Source organism: Cryobacterium psychrophilum, assembly GCF_004365915.1.
GTDB lineage: Bacteria > Actinomycetota > Actinomycetes > Actinomycetales > Microbacteriaceae > Cryobacterium > Cryobacterium psychrophilum.
The window spans coordinates 2,367,572-2,383,275 of sequence record NZ_SODI01000001.1; the positions used below are offsets into that span (position 1 = coordinate 2,367,572).

Sequence of the window (15,704 nt, forward strand, 5' to 3'; positions counted from 1 at the left end):
CGGTGTTTTCGAGACACGCCGAGCTGCCGCGCCGCGCGGGCCGGCGTGTCGTAAATGTGCCGGTTTTAGTGGTGGTGCCGAGCCCGACGCGCGTCGACGACCGTGCGGTCTATCGCGGCGAGTGTGGTCGGCCACTCGAACAGGATCTGCGCGTACGTGAGGCGAAGGGTCGGGCGGCCCAGACCCGCCGCCTGCAGATCGCGGGTGTGGTCCGGGTGAAACCGGCTCTCACCGTGCCACTCCTGCCCATCGATTTCGACGGCCACGCAATCCTCCACAACGAGATCTTCCGGGGGCATCGTTTCGGTTCCCGGCTGTCCGACGCGCACCTGGGCATCCACTCGGTATCCCTCATGGCGCAGGCGCCGGCGTACGACCGTTTCGAGCCCGGAATCTGCGGTTAATTCCATCTCCCGGATGCCTCGGTGCAGGCGGGCCGGAGCATGCGCGCAGATGCGACGCACCTCGTTGATGGTGAGGAATTTCTCGTGCACGGCGGACTCAAGGCAGGCGATGGCGTGCTCCTCGTCCAGACAATGGATGCCTTGCCACACGGCTTCCATGGGGCTCACCAGCCAACACCTCGCGCCCTCGTCGAAGCGGGGCACCCCCCAGTGGTAATGGATCTCCCGCCCATCGAGAGCTTCCGTCGGGCGCGGGTGACTCGTGTATCCGGTGCCGCGCGCCCCGGGTGGAAGCGCCAGGTGCAGGGAGAGATCGAGGCCGGCCCATACTCTCCCACGGCGCAGTGCACTGAGGCACGCGATTCGAGCATGATTCGCCGCGGCGATGTTCTGCTCGGGATCGACGTGGGCGCACACGTACGTTCCTCGGGAAACCCGAGAGATCATTCCACCGGCCACGGCCGCTCGAATCTCCGTTGCGGCAACGCCGCGCGTGCGGAGCTCGTGGGTGGAGGCGACATGCCCGAGAGAACACAACAGAAGAAGGGGGCGCATGCATCGAGGGTGGACCCCGGCGCCGCGATGGGGTCGGTCCTCGACCGACCCGGGGGAGTGTTTCTCCGGAACCGTCCTGTGGAGGAGAACCGACCGCCCCGCAAAACCGGAGAATCTGAGACACGCCGGGCTGGCGCGTGTGGACTTCGGCGCTCTTTGGCGGCGTTCTGTGATCGCTCTGTGTCGCTAATTCCCGGTGACGAGGATGCTGGCGGCAGCTTCGATGACGTCGTCAGTGATGGTCTCAAGCTGGTTGATCTTGAGTACTCGGTTGATCTGGGGGAAGAGCCGTTCGAGGAGGCGGAAGTTGCCGCGCGTGATGCGTTCGATCGCGGCGATGGCTTGCGCGTCGGTGAAGTCGTCGGGGTCGAGGGTTCGGCCGAAGCGTTTCCAGTGGCGGTCGAGCACGAAGAGGAGTTCATCGCGGCCGAGGGCACGGTAGTGGTGGGAGAATCCGAGTCGGCTGTATAGCTGGGGGTAGTGGCGGAAGCGCTGGTCGATTCCGGGCATGCCGATGAGGATTATCGCGAGGTGGGATCGGTCGTGCCGGTCGCGGAGGAGTTCAAGCGCGACGGGGGTGAGTCGTTCGGCTTCGTCGATGATGAGCAGTTCCACCAAGTGCGTGACCATGCCCTCGCGTTTTCGCGGTGCGGGGTCGAGCGTGCGCAGGTGCTCATCGGCGCAGATACCGACCTTGATCTGCCAGTGGTCAATTTCGTTCATGAGGGTCTTGGGGCGACAGAGCACTTCGGGTGTGTAGAAGACGGTACGGGATCGGTTGGCGAGGGCGTAGTGCTTCGCGTCGTGGTCGCCGCGGGGTCCCCACTCGTTGATGTAAGGCTCGAGAGCGTCCCAGTTCGCGTAACGGCGAGCGGAGTTGGTCTTGCCGACGCCAGCATCGCCGTGGCAGATGCCGATAGTTCGCTCCTTTCGGACGGCGTTGGCGAACTCGGTGAAGCGGCGAGGCTCCTTGGTCACGATGAATGCCTCGTTCATCACTCGTCTTCTTCGTAGGTGCGCAACCGCGACCGCCGGGACGGTGGTGCTTGGTCCCTTGGTTCTTCGCGGACGGCGACGGCCGGGATGCGTTCGTTGATGATGTGACGGAGTTCGCGCCGGCGGGCGCGGCGGGCAGCCTCGATGTCGCGCAGGCTGAGTCGGAGGTTGGGGTGCTCTTCGTCGACGGCGACGCAGACGAAGGTGTCGCGGTCGTAGACGCGGATCTCGGAAATGTCGCGGGGGTCATAACGGATCGTGATGGTGTGCCCGACGAATGGGGCGAGCGTCGGCGCGAGGTATCGCTGGCCTTGGAAGTGGATGCCGTCACGCTGCACTACGCGGTTCTTGGGGACGGTGAGGAGGAGCCCGTCGAGTTCTTCGAGGCTGTCGGGCATCCGGGGAAGCCAACCGTCGGCAACCCATGCGTCCCGTGGCGAGATGCCCAGCTCGCTGTGCGGCCGGGCGTTGTAGGTAGCGATGAACTCTCCGATGGCGCGATCGAGTCCCGGAAGATCGAGGACTGGTTGCGGTGTTCGACGGCCGGGTCCCAGGTGCCCGGGGAGGGCTGCGAGCAGCTCGGTGTTGATGGTGCCGAAGAAGCGCTCGATCTTGCCCCGTCCCTGTGGTCGGCCGACGATGGAGTGGATGATGCGGATGTGCAGTTCGATGGCGGTGCGTTCGAGGTGGTGGCTGGTGAAGTCGGACCCGCGGTCGACGTGCAGGATGTCGGGGATACCGCACATCGCCCACGTCGGATCGGTCTTGCGCCAGATCGCCTGCCGCAGAGCCAGGGCAGTGTTGATGGCTGAGGGGGCACCGGTGAAGACCATGTACCCGCAGATGGCACGGGAGCAGTCGTCCATCACTGTGGTCAGCCAGGGGCGATCGCGTTTTCCGTCGGCGCCGACGATGAGGATGTCGAGTTCGGTGTGGTCAGATTGCCAGGTCTGGTTGGGGCGTTCCGCGCGACGGCGGAAGACGAGCTCGTACTTATCCCGATAGGAGGCCGGCCCTTCGAGCGCCAGGGTAACAAGGGCCGGATTGAGCGCTTGGATAATTTGTCGTACGGTCGCATAGCTCGGCGAGGGCAGCTCGTGCGCTTGCGCATCCGCGACGGCAAGACGATGCAGCGTGGCGACACTGGGCCGTGGCCGAGTCAGCGCCAACCGCTCGACGAACGCGACCGTCTCGGCCGAGGTTCGGCGGACACCCTTGTCTGTGCGCGCATGAGGGTCAAGGGCTGCGACGCCGCCTACTCGGTAGAGCTGGTTCCAGCGTTGCAAAGTCCGGCTAGAGATCCCGGTCTCCCGGGCGAGGACCGCGAGTGGTATCTGGTCTTCGATATGCAGCCGAAGAACACGCCATCGCTCCGCCGAATCCACGAGTCACCTACACGGTGGTGCTCTCGCGCGCCGCGAGGGCCTGCTGGTGGCGATACAAAGTGGCCCGGCTCCACCCGACAAGCTTTGCCGCATCCTCCGCAGTGCGGCCCTTCGCTCGGGCTTCCGTGACGAGCTTGAGTTTGTCGGCGACGACGACGGGATCTGACAGGGGCCGACCGAACTTGGTACCCCCGTTCCGGGCGGCTGTGATGCCGGCGTTCACACGCTCGGTGATCAGTTCGCGTTCGTACTCGGCCAGGGTGGCGAGCATGTTCAGCATCAGGCGGCCCGAGGTCGTCGATGGGTCGATTCCGTCCGAGATGCTCTTCACCTGTACGGCCCGCTCTCGGAGCAGCTTCACCGTGTTGAGAACATCGATGAGTGACCGCCCGAGCCGATCGACCCGCCAGACGACGACGGTGTCACCGGGCTTGGCGTACTCGAGCAGTTTCTTCATTCCGGGGCGTGAGATCGCGGTCCGGCTGCCCGAGGTGACGTCGGCGAAAATGTCACGCTCCTGGACACCCGATTTGACCAAGGCGTCGACCTGCAGTTTCGCGTCTTGGCTTCTGGTGCTGACCCGTGTGTACCCGAGATGTCTCACCAGACCATTCTGCCTCAATAAATGCTAAAAGCAGCGGAGGGAAGACACTTTGCGGTAAGACATGTTTCCAAGACAAGTCGCGTCCCGGAAATCCGCCACACGTTCCTGCAGCTCGGGGGGAGGTGTTGAGTGTCTCGGAAACCTTTAGCTTTTCGGGACACAGAACCTCATGATCGTTCTGATGGTGACCTATGTCGTTGAAGGCCGCTCGACAGCGGGCTGACGTTGACTGGCACGCTTCCAATAGGGTTATGCGCCAAGTTCCCGTCCATCCCCTCATTCTCCGGAACCAGATGCGCGGATAACGATCGCTCCCGCCAGTCTTCCTCGTGCGCACGAAGCGCAGCGGCTCTAACAAGCAGACATATTTGTCCCATTTAATGCCGACTTGCCCGGCCCCAGGTACGGCTGGGTAACTGGGTCAAGTAATGACACTCAAAAGGGGGAACTCATGAGAAGGAATTTTGCAATTGCTATCGGGATCGTGGGTTCGTTGCTGACATTGGGGGTAGCTGGCCCTGCGAATGCAGCGAAGGACTCGGGTGCTGAATTCGATGATTCCAACCCGGGTTGGTATGCCGTTGCGCCAGCCAATGGGGAAGTTTTTCTTCCTGGCGAGACGGATATTTGGGTGGACACAGAATCCGAGCCCGGCACGGTATCTCCAATGCTTTTAGACCCGGCCGATTGGTGGGAGTGCCACAGCAACAACAACTCGAGCTGGGTGATCGTCGACTACCCGTTCTGGTGGGACGGGATCGAGAAGACGATGAAGCTTCAGTGCGGGGTCTCGGAATCCTACGGGTGGTTCCACATTCGCGATGGGCACATGGAGCAGTGGAAGAATCGCATCACGCAGGCAACGCCCAACGCGAGCACTGATCCCTGGGACGACTTGATGTGGTGGGGAGCCACAGGCGCACTGGACTCCCCCTACAGCAGTTCGGGCCCCACGAGTGGGAAACTTTGTGTAACGACACAGATTGACATGTACAACACGAGCACTCAGCAGCACGTCTACACGTTTTATCCGACGTACTCTTAGTCGCTAACCAACGACAGACTTATCACTGGCTACCCGTCGTCCAATCCAGACTGTTGAGCGGAGATCCCATTTGAACCACTCGTCCGACCGCACGACCGTTCGCCTTCTCAACGATGGACCCATGAAATGGCCACTCTGGTTCGGGAACGCGGTTGCAGATGATCGAAGCGGGCAGCCGATCTCAGATGCTCTTGAGTTGGAACTTTTGGAATGGACGAGGTTCTACCATGAGCACTGTGACGACGAGTGGGACAGTATCGAGAACTCCATACGCTACAACGAAATGGGATGCGCTGTCGCACAGGGAGTTTCAGCGGAGCTCGGCTCGGACTACCGCGTTCTCTTGCAACTCCAGCGAACGGCATCAGAACCGCAGAGGTGGATCGAAGTGGGTCTCTAGGCTCTGGCTCAATGCACAACAGGGGCGTTGTTGCAACTGTGCCCCTGTTGTGTGCGCGGCACCCGTTCGAGCTGGGCGATACGTCGGCACAGGGTGGCTCGGGATTAGGTTGGCCCTGCCGTCTTATATCGCATCGGTTTTGAGCGAGACTCGCAGCTCTGGAGGATTTCAACAGTCCTATGCCAAGCTGCCGGGTACGGACGCTGACTCCTGTTTGACTTACCCTGACGTTCGCGACGTCTTCCTCTGCCACGCTTGGGATGACCGGCTCGGTGCTGCCAAGGAGCTGCACGACCTGCTCGAGTCCAAGCACGTGTCGGTCTGGTCAGCTAGAAGGACGTCATGCTCGGCAGCAACGCCGATCCGCGTAATCGACGAGGGCCTAGCGAAGTCGCGTGCCGGGCTCGTGGTCACCCTGCACTGCTGACCCGCCTCGCGTCGGAGGGGGATCGCTGACAAAGGACCTCGGAGCTCCTGGCGCGCGACCAGCTCCTCCCCATTGTGCACGGGACGACGTAAAGACTCTCCGGGCGGTCAGTCCCCTGCTCGGCAAGCGAAGCGGGTTGAGCACTGCAGAATATTCGATGGCAGACATCGCGGCCAAGATCCCCGAGCTGGTCGACGTGTAGGACCTGTTCGGACTGAGGTGTGAGGGTCACTGGGCGCTGTTGCCTGCGACCTCGACGCGCGCCGGCGTGCCGCGCGCTTCTGCAATTCCTCGGAGCGGCGTCCGATAGGCCATCGGCTTGCGAGCATCAAAGGTGACATTTAGCGTTGCGAAAAGGCCGCCATATATCGCTGGGATTCACACTGGCGCGCCACGAAACACGGCGTGTCTCGAAAAGGACCGGTTTTGCGCACAGGCCCCGGGATGCCGACCCTCCCGGGGTTCACCGGGCATCCGTCACCCCGTGCCCACCGCGCGTCCGGCCCGGAGTCACGAAAACCGGTCATTCTGAGACACGCCGTGCCAGGTGGCAGCGCAGACGGCGTGTCTCGAAAAACACCGGTTTTGCGGAGGGGGAGGTGGAGGGGGAGCAGGGCCCGAAACTAGCAGCCGACGGGTGGCTGGCGCAGCGTCACCGGGAAATCTGCTGCAGCGCCCAAGAGTTGCCGTCGGGATCTGTGAAGAAGGCGTAGCGAACTCCGCCGCCCATATCGTTGACATCCGAGACGTCAACCCCGTTGTCAACGAGCGTGCGGCGCGCGACCTCGACGTCGTCCACGACCAGGTGAAGACCGAGAACGGGCGCGGCGTCCGGACTGCTGATTCCACCGCCGATCACGATGGAGCAGGCCGATCCCGGCGGGGTGAGCTGCACGATGCGCATCCCGTTGCCGGGCTCGATGTCGTGATCGAGCACGAAGCCCACCCGGCCAATGTAAAAGGCCTTGCTGCGCTCCACGTCCGACGAGGGCAACGGCACGAGTTCAAGTCGCATGTCCACAGGTACTCCTTCCGGCCGCACGCATGGCACGACTGCCAGTATTCATGCGAGCGTACAACGGATGCCGCGGCCGGTTCGCACGCACGGCCACGCCCCGGGTGCATCCGGCGAGTCGTTCAGTTGTCGGAACGCGTCTGTCGGCACGCGCTCGTTCACACCGGATGCGGCGGCTCGGCCGGCGCCGCGGCATCCGTCTTTCGAGCAGCGCGCGGCATGGTGTCGGCGGGGCCAAGTACCATTGATCTGTGGTTACCGCACTGTATCGCCGCTACCGGCCAGAGACCTTCGCCGAGATGATCGGGCAGTCGCAAGTGACTGAACCGCTCATGACGGCCCTGCGCACCAACCGGGTGAATCACGCCTATCTGTTCAGCGGGCCGCGAGGCTGCGGCAAGACCACCTCGGCACGCATCCTGGCACGCTGCCTCAACTGCGCGGAAGGCCCCACCGACACCCCGTGCGGCGTCTGCCCGAGCTGCGTGGAACTCGCGCGCGACGGCGGCGGTTCGCTCGACGTCGTGGAGATCGACGCGGCCAGCCACAACGGCGTCGACGATGCCCGCGATATTCGGGAGCGCGCGATCTTCGCGCCCGCTCGCGATCGCTACAAAATTTTCATCCTCGATGAGGCGCACATGGTGACGCCGCAGGGTTTCAATGCCCTCCTCAAGATCGTGGAGGAGCCGCCCGAGCACGTGAAGTTCATCTTCGCCACGACCGAACCAGAGAAGGTCATCGGCACGATCCGCTCGCGCACTCACCACTATCCGTTCCGGCTTGTGCCACCTGCACCCATGCTCGACTACGTGGCGCAGATGTGCGAAAGCGAGAAGGTGCAGGTCGCTCCCGGCGTGCTGCCGCTCGTGGTGCGGGCCGGTGGCGGCTCTCCACGTGACACGCTCTCCCTGCTCGATCAGCTGATGGCCGGCTCCGACGGACACACCGTGGAGTACGAGCGCGCGGTCGCCCTGCTCGGCTACACGAGCGCGACCCTGCTCGACGACGCGATCGATGCCCTCGGCGCACGCGATGCCGGTGCAGCCTTCGACGCGGCAGACCGGGTGATCCAGACCGGTCAAGACCCGCGCCGCTTTGTGGAAGACCTGCTCGAGCGCATGCGGGACCTCATCGTCGTTGCCGCCACCTCCGCTGCGGGAGCCGCGGCAGTGCTGCGCGGAGTGCCGCAGGACGAGATCGATCGAATGGCGGCGCAGGCCACCCAGTTCGGGCCCGCAGAATTGTCCCGCACCGCAGACATCCTGAACGCCGCGCTCACCGAGATGTCCGGCGCCACGTCGCCCCGCCTGCACCTCGAACTCATGATTGCGCGGGCGCTCATCCCCGCAACGGACGACTCCGTTCGCGGGGCGCTGGCTCGTGTTGAGCGCCTCGAACGTCGAATTGGCGTGGATGGGGCGCCGCCTCGCCCCGCCGCTGAGCCCGCACCGGTCGCACCGCCTCGCCGCTCGGCGGAGCCGGTCGCGCCCGCGGCGCCTCGCCCCAAGGCCGAGCCGGCGCAAACGGTGCCGTCGGCGGCGTCGGCTGCGTCGACTGAGCCGGTCGAGACCGCGCCGTCGGTCGGCGTGGGTCGCGTCGAGTGGGCCACGCCAGCGGCCGAGCCAGCCACCACGCCTTCAACTACGCAGGCGACCACGCCTGCAACCGTCCCGGCGGCGCCTGCGGTATCGACCGAGCCCGAGCCCGAGGCCGACACGTCGGGTGTTGCGCCGGCATCCGATCGGGAAACCGTGCCAAACGACTCTGCGCCAAACGACTCTGCGCCAAACGACTCTGCGCCCAACGACACCGCGGCCAGGGACTCTGCGCCGCCGGTGCGCGTGATGCCCACGGGCCCCGTCACGTTCGCGCAGCTCAGTGACGCCTGGCCCGAAATTCTCGATGCCGTGCGCACGGCCAAGGTGAGCGCGTGGCTCGTGGTCTACACGGCGCACCTGATCGACCTGCGCGGCGACGTGCTCGTGCTGTCCTTTCCGAGTGAAGCCGATGTCGCGAGCTTCAAACATTCGCCCGCGCCCGGCATGGGCGTGAGCGACTTTCTCCGCACCGCGATCCTGGCGGTCCTGGGCCTCAAGGTGAAGTTCATCGCCCGTGAGGAGCCACGTCCGCCCTCCGGTCCCGCGCCCGACGCGCCCATTGTCCCGGTGGTATCGCCGTCGACAGCACCCGATGTCGATGCGCCCCACGACGAACCGCGGGCCACCGGCCCGAGCATGGGTGCCGGTGCCGTTTCGGCCACGGATGCCGGTCCCAGCGCTGAGATCGCCGCCGCAGGCACGGTCGACGACTCGGCGCGCCCCGGCGCACAACCGGTGCCGCACGCCCCGAGCGAGACCACCGCTGTGGACCGACCCGTGGCCACGACCGGTTGGAACACGGTCGTGATCCCCGGTTCTGCCGCCGCCCCCCTCGCGTCGGCGCCGGCCGCCCCGGCGCCGGCCGCCCCGGCGCCGGCCGCCCCGGCACCAGCCGCCCCGGCGCCGGCCGCCCCGGCACCAGCTGCCCAGACTCGCCCGGCGCCCGGCGCACCGGCCCCGGAGCGCACTCCAGCCCGCAGTGAGCCGGAGGAGCCGCCGTTCAACGATGTTCCCCCGCCCTTCGACGACGACGTGGAGCCGGAGCGCGGTGGCCCCCGCGAGGAGCGGGTTCCCTCCCACCAGGAAGCGTCCGCAGCGAACCCGATCAGAGTCGCATCCGGGGCAACGGCTACGACGTCCGTCGCTCCCGCCCCGCAACCTGGCGCGCCAGGGGCATCCGCTGGTAGACGCCCGACAGCCCAGGCACGCCCGACAGCCCAGGCACGCCCGACAGCCCAGGCACGCCCGACGCCGGGGCCCAGCTTTGCCGAAAAACAGCGCTACGGCGAGGCGGTCGTACGCGAGATTCTTGGCGCCACATTCATTGAAGAACAGCCGTACTCCGCGGCACCGCCGCGACCGAGAGGCGACTAGCCCATGTATGAAGGTATTGTTCAGGAACTGATCGACGAACTCGGGCAGCTGCCGGGAATCGGGCCCAAGTCGGCCCAACGCATTGCCTTTCACATTCTGCAGACCGAGAAGGTCGACGTGACCCGGCTCGCCAACGTACTGCTCGAGGTTCGCGACAAGGTGCGATTCTGCGACATTTGCGGCAACGTGTCCGAGCAGCCCACGTGCATGATCTGCCGCGATCCGCGTCGCAACGCGGCGCTCATCTGCGTGGTGGAAGAGGCCAAGGACGTTGTGGCGATCGAGCGCACTCGCGAGTTCAAGGGGCTGTACCACGTGCTCGGCGGGGCGATCAGCCCCATCGACGGCGTGGGTCCCGATGACCTTCGCATCCGCCAGCTGATGCAGCGCCTCGCCGACAACACGGTTCAGGAGATCATCATCGCGACCGATCCGAACCTCGAGGGAGAGGCCACCGCCACCTACCTGTCCCGGCTGCTCACGACGCTGGAGATTCGGGTGACCCGCCTGGCCTCGGGCCTCCCAGTTGGCGGCGACCTCGAGTACGCCGACGAGGTCACCCTCGGCCGTGCCTTCGAAGGGCGCCGCGAGGTCGCCCACTAGCTTCCGGCACCGGTGCTCGACGCGCAGGGTCAGAGTCGGAAAGGGCCATCCCGACGTGTCTCTGGGCCACACGGCGTCATATGGTGGGAGCCGCACGGCGCGACATTTATACTGGGGGCTTGGGGCCCTGCCCATCTTCCCCCAGCTCAGGAGTGCTACGTGGCTTTGATCGTGCAGAAGTTCGGCGGATCGTCCGTTGCCGACGCCGAAAGCATCAAGCGTGTCGCGAAACGAATCGTCGATACGCGCAAGGCCGGCAACGAAGTGGTCGTCGCCGTGTCGGCCATGGGTGATTCCACCGATGAGCTGCTCGACCTGGCCCACCAGGTCACCCCGTTGCCCGCGCCACGTGAGCTCGACATGCTGCTCACCGCGGGCGAACGCATCTCCATGGCGCTGCTCGCAATGGCCATCAAGAGCATGGGCTACGACGCCCGCTCGTTCACCGGCAGCCAGGCCGGCATGATCACCGACGCCCGCCACGGTTCGGCGCGCATTGTGGATGTAACCCCTGGCCGTATCCGCGACGCGCTCGACGAGGGCGCCGTCGCCATCGTGGCCGGCTTCCAGGGCTTCAACCGCGACACCAAAGACATCACGACCCTCGGTCGCGGCGGCTCCGACACAACTGCCGTCGCACTCGCGGCAGCATTGCACGCCGATGTCTGCGAGATCTACACGGATGTCGATGGTGTCTACACGGCCGACCCTCGCGTCGTGCCCAAGGCGCGCAAACTCGTCCGCGTTTCAAGCGAAGAGATGCTCGAGCTCGCGGCCGCCGGCGCGAAAGTCCTCTACATACGAGCCGTGGAATATGCTCGTCGCCATGGCGTCACGCTGCATGTACGGTCATCCTTTAATAACAACACCGGCACCATCGTCTACAACGCCGATACTGCCCGCGCGAATGGAGAGATAGTGGAAGAGCCAGTCATCGCCGGGGTCGCCGCCGACCTGAGTGAAGCAAAGGTGACCGTTGTCGGTGTTCCCGACATCCCCGGCAAGGCCGCCCTGATCTTCAAGATCGTCGCGAAGACCAACGCCAACGTCGACATGATCGTGCAGAACGTGTCCGCTGCCGCGACGGGTCTCACCGACATCTCCTTCACGCTGCCCAAGTCTGAGGGACAGCAGGTGCTCACCGCGCTCACCAACGAACAGCAGGACGTGGGCTTCGCGGGCCTGCAGTACGACGACCAGATCGGAAAGCTGGCCCTGGTCGGTGGAGGCATGCGCACCAACACGGGCGTGTCGGCCAGGCTTTTTGAGGCGCTGTTCGAGGCCGGAATCAACATCGAGATGATTTCCACGAGCGAGATTCGCATCTCGGTCGTCACCCGCGCCGACACCATCAACGAGGCCCTCCGAGTGGTGCACACCGCGTTCGGGCTCGACGCCGACTCCGACGCCCAGGTACACGGCGGAACCGGCCGCTAAGCCACACCAGCACCGAGTCCGCAAAACCCGGACGCATGACACCGTTCTACGTTAGGAAGCAAGTGAGCACCAACGCCGTAACCACCGCAGGAGTCAACATTGGCGTCGTCGGTGCCACCGGGCAGGTGGGTGCCGTTGTGCGCGCACTGCTGGCCGAGCGCAATTTTCCGGTGAAGAGCATCCGCTTCTTCGCGTCTGCCCGTTCCGCGGGCAACACCCTGCCCTTCAAGGGCGTCGATATCGTGATCGAAGACGCGGCGGTCGCCGACCCGACCGGCCTCGACGTGGCCATCTTCTCCGCCGGAGCGTCGCTGTCCAAGGTTCAGGCGCCACGCTTCGCCGCGGCCGGCGTCACCGTGATCGACAACTCCTCCGGTTGGCGCATGGACCCTGATGTGCCCCTCGTGGTGAGCGAGGTCAACCCCGAGGCCATCCACCTCGCCACCAAGGGCATCATCGCCAACCCCAACTGCACCACCATGGCCGCGATGCCCGTGCTCAAGGTGCTGCACGAAGCGGCCAGCCTGGAACGACTCATCGTGAGCACCTATCAGGCGGTGTCTGGCAGCGGCCTCGCCGGTGCCTTCGAGCTTGCCTCCCAGGTGCGCGTCGCTGTGCAGGACGAGAACCTGCTTGGCCTCGTGCATTCCGGCACGGCCGTCACGCTGCCGGAACCCACCATCTACGCGCGCCCCATCGCGTTCGACGTCATTCCGCTCGCCGGGTCCATCGTCCCCGACGGGAGCTTCGAAACCGACGAGGAACAGAAGCTGCGCAATGAGAGCCGCAAGATTCTGCAGCTGCCCGACCTGCGCGTCTCCGGCACGTGCGTGCGCGTTCCCGTCTTCACCGGGCACTCCCTCTCCATCAACGTGGAGTTCGCCCAGCCGCTGACGGTCGCGCATGCGAACGAATTGCTGGCGGATGCCCCCGGCGTCACGCTCACCGACGTGCCGACGCCCCTGCAGGCGGCCGGCCAGGACGCGAGCTTCGTCGGCCGTATTCGGCAGGACGAGGGCGTTCCCGACAACCGTGGCCTTGCCCTCTTCATCAGCAATGACAACCTCCGCAAGGGAGCAGCGCTCAACGCCGTGCAGATCGCTGAACTCGTTGCCGCGCAGCTCGGCACGGCTTAGCCGCGCCGGACATGGGCGTTCCCCGGCGCCCATATTCGGAAGGGTGCATGGGCCCGGAGACGACGATGCCGCGCCCGCCCGCAGAGTGATCGGAAACAAAGCCCCTCCGCGCGGCCGGAAAGCTGCGATGGCTGCGAGATGATCAGCAGGGCTGCCCGGGGCAGGGGCGCCCTGTCGGCCCCCGAACTGGTGGCGCTCTGCACTACACTCTGGCTTGTGAGGCGTAATCGGTTGTGGGACGGACTACGGCGGGCCGGGTTCGTGATTTTCATGGCCTACGGGATCGCCGCGATCGTCGGCGCCGTGACCCACCTGTTCCGGGGAACGATCACAGACTGGGTCATCGCCGCCATTGGCGTGGTATGCGTCGCCGCGCTCGAGAGCTACCGGTTCTGGGTGGGAGGGCCACCGTACCGCAGTCTTTCATTCACTCTGCCCGTCATTGCGTTGCCCATTCTCGCTCCTATGCTTGGGGACCCGGCTGCCGTGGGAGTGTTGGCCATTGGCACCGCCGTGCGCGCCATCGCTCGCACACATCGCTGGTCATTTTCCGCCTACGCTTCGGGCCTGGTTGGCGTGGGAGCTACCGTTAACCTCGTAGTCTTTCACGCGCTTCGCGGCGCTGACGTGGCGCAGGTCATGGCCGTGCTCATTGCGGCCGTCGCGTTCGTGGTGACGATCCTGACCGTGGAGACTGGGCGTCGCATGAGCATCGCGGCCCCGTGGGTGTTTGACGCCGCGGTCCCGACGTCGCCGTTGCGCGTCGCCATCGTTTTCGTCGGAGCAGCGGGCCTCACGGCCCTCGCCTCGTTGTGGAACAACCCTGCCCTGCCCTACTTTGATGAGTCGGTCCAGGCACGCAACGCGCTCGTCGTGCTTCTGCTCCTCACCCTGGTCACCGTGGCGGCACGGGGATCGGTGCGCCTGGCCAACATGCGACGGAGATTCAACGGCCTGATCCGCGGGACAGCCGCGCTCAACGCGAAGTCGTTCAGTCACGCTGCGGATTCCGAATCCTTCGCTGATCTCCTACGCCGTGCCGTCGGCGAGGCCATTGGAGCAGAAACGGTGAACCTGCGCAGCCATCCCGGTGACCCCCACGACATTGCCGCGGCCGTCACCCTCGTTGAGGGGCAGCTCCTCTTCATCGTTGCTCACCGAGATGGTATGGACGTCGCGTTCAGCCGCGATGACCAGCTCGCCCTCAATGCTCTCGCGCACACGACCGACGTTGTCGTGCAGACTCGGGACGACATCGGTGGCCTGACGCTGAGGGCCAATACCGATCCGCTCACCGGACTCCCCAACTATGGTGCCTTCCAGGAGGCGCTCGCCAACATCAACGATCACCGCGGCTACTCCGAGGCGCTTGCCGTGCTCTTTTTGGATCTCGACGATTTCAAGCGCCTCAATGATCGGCTCGGCCACCAGGCCGGCGACGACGTTCTTCGTGCGCTCGGTCATCGGTTGCATCTCGCCGTGCGTCCCTTCGACGTGGTCGCCCGCGTCGGCGGCGATGAATTCGTCATCATCCTCACGAGGTTGTCGTCGCTCGCCGAGGCCAAGCTCCTGGCCGAAAGCATCATGGCCGCGTCGGGGGAGCCGATGGTGATCGACAACACCACGGTGCATCCGCTTCTCAGCATCGGTTTGGCGTACTCCGCTCACCGTGAAACGGATGTCTCCCAGCTCGTTGTCGACGCCGACCGGAGCATGCTGTCGGTCAAGGAATCCCGCCGAAGTGGCGGTCCCGCCCATGAGAGCAGCATCAGCATTTCAGACCACCGGTCGCCGCAGGTGAACGATAGCGTGATCGACGCCATTCGAGAGAACCGTCTGGAAATGGCCTACCAGCCGATCGTGAGCCTCGTCACGAGCCAGATCTGGGCGTTCGAGGCGCTCGTGCGGTTCAGTGACCCCGAGATCGGTTCGCTGTCGCCGCCCGCGCTCGTGGCAAAGGCCAAGGGTCTGGGGCTGCTGGACGACCTCACGCGGCAGGTGGCCGAGAAGGCCATGGCCGCAGCGGCCGCGTTCCGGCTCGTTGAACCCCGCATTCTGTGCATGACCGTCAACGTGGAGGCGATGCAGGTTCTGCCCGAACGCCTGGGTATTTTCGTGGAAGAACTTGCCCATCGCTACCCTGAGATCTCCCTGTGCCTCGAACTGAACGAGCGCTCGGTGGCACGCGTATCACCGGCGCTGCGCGCCCAGGTCGACCACCTTCGAGACATCGGCATTCTCATCGCCCTCGATGACTACGGGTCGGAGGATTCCTCGGTGGACTCGCTCGTGCGGGTGCCGATGGACATTCTTAAGATCGACAAGAGCCTCGTGGACGATCTCGACGACGTGCGACAGCAGGAGGTGCTTATGGCGCTGCAGGGCTTTGGCGACAATCTCGAGTACTCCATGATCGTCGAGGGCGTCGAGGACGAGGTCATGGCGTCCCACCTGACCCGACTGGGTATTCGTGGTGCACAGGGCTTTCACTACGGCACCCCGCAGAGTACTGAAGACACGCTCGCCAGGCTCGAGAAGCACGGCGTTGAGGCCGTGGTGCCGCACCAACCGTTTGTGCCGGAGAACACCGCCCCGCCCCTCGTCTCGCTCGCTGAGGACAACGACGCCGTCGCGGTGTCCGGGCCGTGAGGGTCGAGCGCCGCCTCCCGGCACGGTTTCGCGCCACGCCGGCGGGGGAATGCGCCCCGGCCTCGCATGGTAT

General features: G+C 65.1%; 12 protein-coding genes. 7 read left to right on the forward strand and 5 right to left on the reverse strand.

The window, feature by feature from the left end:
• Positions 1 to 65: 65 nt before the first annotated feature.
• The 4 genes from EDD25_RS11170 to EDD25_RS11185 form a co-directional block, all read right to left on the reverse strand.
• Complete coding sequence (locus EDD25_RS11170) at positions 66 to 959, reverse strand: hypothetical protein (protein ID WP_134173335.1); 894 nt, start codon at positions 957 to 959, stop codon at positions 66 to 68.
• 186 nt (positions 960 to 1,145) lie between these two features.
• Positions 1,146 to 1,955 (reverse strand): AAA family ATPase, encoded by an 810-nt coding sequence (locus EDD25_RS11175; protein WP_134173336.1) that lies wholly within the window; start codon positions 1,953 to 1,955, stop codon positions 1,146 to 1,148.
• Complete coding sequence (locus tag EDD25_RS11180; RefSeq protein WP_134173337.1) at positions 1,955 to 3,340, reverse strand: Mu transposase C-terminal domain-containing protein; 1,386 nt, start codon at positions 3,338 to 3,340, stop codon at positions 1,955 to 1,957. The genes EDD25_RS11175 and EDD25_RS11180 overlap by 1 nt, the downstream gene beginning before the upstream one ends.
• Before the next feature lie 7 nt (positions 3,341 to 3,347).
• Positions 3,348 to 3,944, reverse strand: a complete 597-nt coding sequence (locus EDD25_RS11185) for a recombinase family protein (RefSeq protein ID WP_134173338.1) — start codon at positions 3,942 to 3,944, stop codon at positions 3,348 to 3,350.
• Between the two features lie 451 nt (positions 3,945 to 4,395).
• Here EDD25_RS11185 and EDD25_RS11190 point away from each other — a divergent pair, with 451 nt between their 5' ends.
• A complete protein-coding gene (locus tag EDD25_RS11190; RefSeq protein WP_134173339.1) occupies positions 4,396 to 4,989 on the forward strand; it encodes a hypothetical protein in 594 nt (197 codons plus the stop codon).
• Between the two features lie 614 nt (positions 4,990 to 5,603).
• Positions 5,604 to 5,816 (forward strand): toll/interleukin-1 receptor domain-containing protein, encoded by a 213-nt coding sequence (locus EDD25_RS17580; RefSeq protein ID WP_166671283.1) that lies wholly within the window; start codon positions 5,604 to 5,606, stop codon positions 5,814 to 5,816.
• 652 nt (positions 5,817 to 6,468) lie between these two features.
• Here EDD25_RS17580 and EDD25_RS11200 read toward each other — a convergent pair.
• Positions 6,469 to 6,837, reverse strand: a complete 369-nt coding sequence (locus EDD25_RS11200; RefSeq protein ID WP_175183015.1) for a VOC family protein — start codon at positions 6,835 to 6,837, stop codon at positions 6,469 to 6,471.
• Positions 6,838 to 7,082: 245 nt separating this feature from the next.
• Between EDD25_RS11200 and EDD25_RS11205 the strand changes: the two genes are divergently transcribed.
• The 5 genes from EDD25_RS11205 to EDD25_RS11225 all read left to right on the forward strand — a co-directional run bounded on the left by EDD25_RS11205 (position 7,083) and on the right by EDD25_RS11225 (position 15,631).
• The gene (locus EDD25_RS11205; protein ID WP_134173340.1) at positions 7,083 to 9,806 is read left to right on the forward strand and encodes a DNA polymerase III subunit gamma and tau; all 2,724 of its coding nucleotides are present in this window, start codon (positions 7,083 to 7,085) and stop codon (positions 9,804 to 9,806) included.
• Between the two features lie 3 nt (positions 9,807 to 9,809).
• Positions 9,810 to 10,409 carry a recombination mediator RecR gene (gene recR / locus EDD25_RS11210; protein ID WP_134173341.1) on the forward strand — a complete coding sequence of 200 codons (600 nt, stop codon included), beginning with the start codon at positions 9,810 to 9,812 and terminating at the stop codon, positions 10,407 to 10,409.
• Positions 10,410 to 10,568: 159 nt separating this feature from the next.
• Complete coding sequence (locus EDD25_RS11215; RefSeq protein WP_134173342.1) at positions 10,569 to 11,846, forward strand: aspartate kinase; 1,278 nt, start codon at positions 10,569 to 10,571, stop codon at positions 11,844 to 11,846.
• A 35-nt stretch (positions 11,847 to 11,881) separates the two neighbouring features.
• A complete protein-coding gene (locus EDD25_RS11220; RefSeq protein WP_134173343.1) occupies positions 11,882 to 12,982 on the forward strand; it encodes an aspartate-semialdehyde dehydrogenase in 1,101 nt (366 codons plus the stop codon).
• A 216-nt stretch (positions 12,983 to 13,198) separates the two neighbouring features.
• Entirely contained in the window at positions 13,199 to 15,631 is a 2,433-nt protein-coding gene (locus tag EDD25_RS11225; protein ID WP_166671284.1) for an EAL domain-containing protein, read from the forward strand.
• The last annotated feature ends 73 nt before the right edge of the window (positions 15,632 to 15,704 follow it).